We start from the raw sequence: 3,307 nt of genomic DNA on the forward strand, positions 1-3,307 counted from the left end.
ATGCGACTACGCTTGCAGCAGCCAAGGACCAGAGCGCTATAGCGATCTCTTTGGGCATGGTCGTGGCCTCCTGACGAAAGCCGCCTCACCCTTACTGCCGGACGAGCCTAGAGCGCATACCGATCAGCATTGTGTAGGCAAGCCGACGCCAAATCAGGTTCATCAGGACGAGCATGTGGTATCCCCGTATTTTATGCGGTCAGCTTCGACCTGTTATGTTTCAAGAAGATTTCGCCGGGGGTGCGAAATGGCTTCATCCGGCGATAAACAGGAGGCGCGCCGGTCTAGGCTGGCGGGCTTGTTCTCGAGCGTTCTCGACGGTTGGGATGGATTAAGGAATTTAGTCCCAAAGAACAAAGCGCGACTCCAAATATCGAAGTTCGATCACAGCGGCTTGAGGGAACCCGCCCGGAATTTTCGCGTTTGATCGGCGGTTGTATCATCGTGGAGATAAAGCCATGGGATCGCGCCACCGCCTCGTGCAATCATCCCCACTTGAAACACGGCTTGCCGAAGAAGCGAAGCGCCTCCGCGAGGAAGCTAAGTCGCTTCCACATGGTAGCGCACGGGAGGACATGATCCGCAAAGCCCGCCAAGCCGAAACCGGATCACACATGAGCGAATGGCTGAGATCCCCCGGCCTGCAGCCACCGGAATAGACGCCCCCGGATTTCCGCTCCTGCCCTCTTTTGGCAACGCGTATAACTTAGGCTATTGGAACGTGTGTGCACTTTGGCACTTAGTGAGTCCTCTCGGCGAGGGCAGTAGCGTGGACCGCGACTTTAAGAACGAAGTCTTTTCCAGCTATCGGCCAAATCCAACTAAGCCCTGCAACCACTGTGGCCAAAGGCCAGCCCTCGCGGTGAAGATGCTCAATCCCCAGACCGGGGGGATCGTTCGCATGTTCAAGTGCCAGTGCGGTGAGCAAACTTGGACCGAGGACAAAGAGTAGGGCGCCTCAGTTGCCCGACGCTGGCCTATTGAAGCCCTTCGATCCACTGCCGCACGAACTTCGAACAGACTTCGAACAGGGTGACTATCGATCCGATCGGCGCCCAGCGCAATGGCCGCCATAGTGAACATCATGCCAGGCACGAATCGCCCCGCTGCTCACAGGCCCTAAGTACCAAAGTGGACGGCGATCGCTAACAGCCTAGCGGGCAGGGTCGTTCCCTTTCGGCTCTTGCAAGAATTTTGGCATGTTTCCACGCGGTTCGCGATCACGCAGGGCCGGGCGTTCGGACGGGTCGCGGCCGAGCTTGGACTGCAGCTCGACGAGGTCGGTGAAGACGTCGGCCTGGCGGCGCAGCTCGTCGGCGATCATCGGCGGCTGGCTCGCGATCGTGGAAATCACGGTGACCCGCACGCCGCTGCGCTGAACGGCCTCGACCAGGGAGCGGAAGTCGCCGTCACCCGAGAACAGCACCATCTGGTCGATGTGCTCGGCGAGCTCCATGGCGTTCACGGCGAGCTCGATGTCCATGTTGCCCTTGACCTTGCGCCGGCCGGAGGCGTCGATGAACTCCTTGGTCGCCTTGGTGACCACGGTGTAGCCGTTGTAGTCGAGCCAGTCGATCAGCGGCCGGATCGAGGAGTATTCCTGATCCTCGATGATCGCGGTGTAGTAGAACGCCCTAAGCAGCGTCCCGCGGCTCTGAAACTCCTTCAGCAGGCGCTTGTAATCGATGTCGAAGCCGAGAGTTTTTGCCGTCGCGTAGAGATTGGCTCCATCGATGAAGAGCGCGATCTTGTCGGTAGAGGAATGTGACATTCAGTTCACGCTTTCGGTGAAGCAGCGCGGATTAGGTTGAAAGCATCGCGAGCGCGCGACGCGGAGGCGGTCGTAATGTATATAGATCACTATCGAAGATCGTCGAGGAGGCGGATGCTTTAAGCTTCAACTATTTCCAAATGGTATCACGCCTTGGAAATCTGACATTAGCTGAAAGTTGGTCTGTCAGATTTGTAATGTGTCCTGTCTATTTCCAGGTGCTTGTTTCAGGGTGCTCGCGCCGTGACCGTTGGCGATTTCGCTCTGGTTTGATCTTTGGATCCACCGGCGCGGTCGCGGCTGGCGGTGGTCTGTCTCAGCTTCAGGCGGTGACGTTCTCCTGGTCGGAACGGAGAGAAGCCGACCCGTAGGATGGCAGCTCGAGCCGTGTTCCAGTTGCTGCTGACCGCTCCTTACTGCGACGGAATGAGATCTAAAGATAGGTCGGCACCGTGGCGTCGAGCTGAATGCCAGGAGGGGCGTTCGGCGGTGGATCGCTTAGGCCCACAAGGATGTCGCGGCGATTGAGACGGGTCTGCAGACGGGGGCGGGACCCGATACGTTCGAAGGACTGGTGCACCGAGCAGACCGGCGCCCGTGGTCGGTTATCGGACCAGCCGGACGTTCCGCATCTCCAGGATTTGAGCCGCTGTTCACTTCACCGCTCGTACCTGCGCCCGCAGTGTTAGAGGCAACGTGGGCCATGCGCTCGATTGGAACCTCTTCCAGGATTGGCGTGTTCACGGCAAAGAATAGGAGTTTACCGATGAACAGAATGCTTGTGTCGCTCGGGACAGCAACCTTGATGGCGCTCTCAATTGCCAACGCATCTGCGAAAGATAAGCAAAGCGAGACGTTCCTCAAGAAAGCAATCGAGGGCAATTTCGCTGAAGTGAGCATGGGAGAGCTGGCCCAGCAGAACGGTCAAAGCGATGCCGTCAAGTCATTTGGCAGAATGCTTTCCACGGACCACGCTGCCGCCAACCAGAAGGCTTTAGATGCCGCCCAAGGACTTGGAATGAACTCACCAAGCGGACCAAATCCGAAGCAAAAAGCCGACCATGACAAGATGTCGAAACTGTCCGGCGCGGGCTTCGATAAGATGTTCGCGACTCACATGGTCGCAGACCACCAAAAGGATATCGCCGAGTACAAGAAGGCGTCACGGAGTAAGGATGCTGCCGGAGAATATGCTTCCGGCCAGATAGATACGTTGCAGAAGCATCTGGACACCGCCAAATCGCTGAAAGCCGGCAATTGATCCCCGACGCGTTCATGGAGACGCGCGAAGACTACTTGCTCCGGCTGGCAAGCGTTTTCGATGATATCGGCGCGCGCCAGCAGGTGATAATTCGGGACCGGTATATCGAACGTAAGCGCTGTTCAGCGGCCACCTACCCGATGACGGTGTGATCTGCGAGTCTGCGGTTCGGTTTGGACCGTTAGGCTTAGAATGGACACAGTGCATACTGCTATCACGGAGCCGGTGCGGCGGCTCGAGGTCTTCACCGGAGCCGGTCGTCGGCGGAAGTGTTT

The 3,307-nt window shown here is 57.8% G+C and carries 3 protein-coding genes; 2 read left to right on the forward strand and 1 reads right to left on the reverse strand.

The genetic code is table 11. The annotated features are described in order from the left end of the window. Nucleotides 1-458 precede the first annotated feature (458 nt). Nucleotides 459-659, forward strand: a complete 201-nt coding sequence (locus IVB50_RS30400; RefSeq protein WP_247298984.1) for a hypothetical protein — start codon at nucleotides 459-461, stop codon at nucleotides 657-659. Between the two features lie 494 nt (nucleotides 660-1,153). On the opposite strand, the gene IVB50_RS30405 is transcribed toward IVB50_RS30400, so the two are convergent. Next, nucleotides 1,154-1,771, reverse strand: coding sequence for an NYN domain-containing protein (locus IVB50_RS30405; RefSeq protein WP_247298987.1), 618 nt, complete (start codon nucleotides 1,769-1,771; stop codon nucleotides 1,154-1,156). A gap of 766 nt (nucleotides 1,772-2,537) precedes the next feature. On the opposite strand from IVB50_RS30405, the gene IVB50_RS30410 reads away from it, so the two are divergent. Then, the gene (locus tag IVB50_RS30410; RefSeq protein WP_247298989.1) at nucleotides 2,538-3,032 is read left to right on the forward strand and encodes a DUF4142 domain-containing protein; all 495 of its coding nucleotides are present in this window, start codon (nucleotides 2,538-2,540) and stop codon (nucleotides 3,030-3,032) included. Nucleotides 3,033-3,307 lie beyond the last annotated feature (275 nt).

It is taken from the genome of Bradyrhizobium sp. 87, from assembly GCF_023073015.1.
Lineage (GTDB): Bacteria > Pseudomonadota > Alphaproteobacteria > Rhizobiales > Xanthobacteraceae > Bradyrhizobium > Bradyrhizobium canariense_D.

Excerpts from the sequence above, each read along its gene's own strand:
- IVB50_RS30410 (WP_247298989.1), top strand. The coding sequence starts at position 2,538 with ATGAACAGAATGCTTGTGTCGCTCGGGACAGCAACCTTGATGGCGCTC.
- IVB50_RS30405 (WP_247298987.1), bottom strand. The coding sequence starts at position 1,771 with ATGTCACATTCCTCTACCGACAAGATCGCGCTCTTCATCGATGGAGCC.
- IVB50_RS30400 (WP_247298984.1), top strand. The coding sequence starts at position 459 with ATGGGATCGCGCCACCGCCTCGTGCAATCATCCCCACTTGAAACACGG.